The sequence below is a fragment of the Streptococcus cristatus genome, from assembly GCF_003943505.1.
In the GTDB taxonomy this organism is placed as follows: Bacteria; Bacillota; Bacilli; order Lactobacillales; family Streptococcaceae; genus Streptococcus; species Streptococcus cristatus_E.
Genome location: NZ_RJPS01000062.1, coordinates 1 through 753 on the forward strand (window position 1 = coordinate 1; position 753 = coordinate 753).

Sequence of the window (753 nt, forward strand, 5' to 3'; positions counted from 1 at the left end):
GTAAATTCATTGTCTGCGGTGACAGTCACACGGCTACTCACGGAGCTTTTGGAGCTATTGCTTTTGGAATCGGTACTTCAGAGGTAGAGCACGTCTTTGCAACGCAGACCATTTGGCAGGTCAAGCCTAAGAAAATGTTGGTCAAATTTACCGGAGTGCCACCTAAAGGTGTCTATTCCAAGGACTATATCCTCGCTCTGATTGCCCGATATGGTGTGGCTGCAGGTGTTGGCTATGTGGTAGAGTATGCTGGTGATGCCATTGACCATCTGACCATGGAAGAGCGCATGACCATCTGCAATATGTCCATTGAGTTTGGTTCAAAGATGGGTATTATGAATCCTGACCAGAAGACTTATGATTATGTTCAAGGGCGGCCGGGAGCACCTAAGGACTTTGAGGCGGCGGTAGCTGATTGGAAGACTCTGGTCAGTGATCCTGATGCTGTCTATGATAAGGTCATTGAGATGGATGTTTCCCAATTGGCACCTATGGTGACTTGGGGGACCAATCCTTCTATGGGAGTAGAGTTCGGCACGGCTTTCCCTGAAATCCGTGATATGAACGATGAGCGGGCCTACAATTATATGGATTTCGCCCCAGGTAAGAAAGCAGAAGATATTGACCTAGGTTATATCTTTATCGGATCCTGTACCAATGCCAGACTCAGCGATTTGCAGCTGGCAGCTAAGTTTGTCGCTGGTAAACACATTGCTCCCAATCTAACAGCTATCGTCGTACCAGGCTCTCGTC

The 753-nt window shown here is 47.8% G+C and carries 1 protein-coding gene; it reads left to right on the forward strand.

The genetic code is table 11. The features are described from left to right. On the forward strand, window positions 1–753 hold a 753-nt coding region (locus tag D8792_RS10970; protein ID WP_260470306.1), incomplete at both ends, for an aconitase family protein.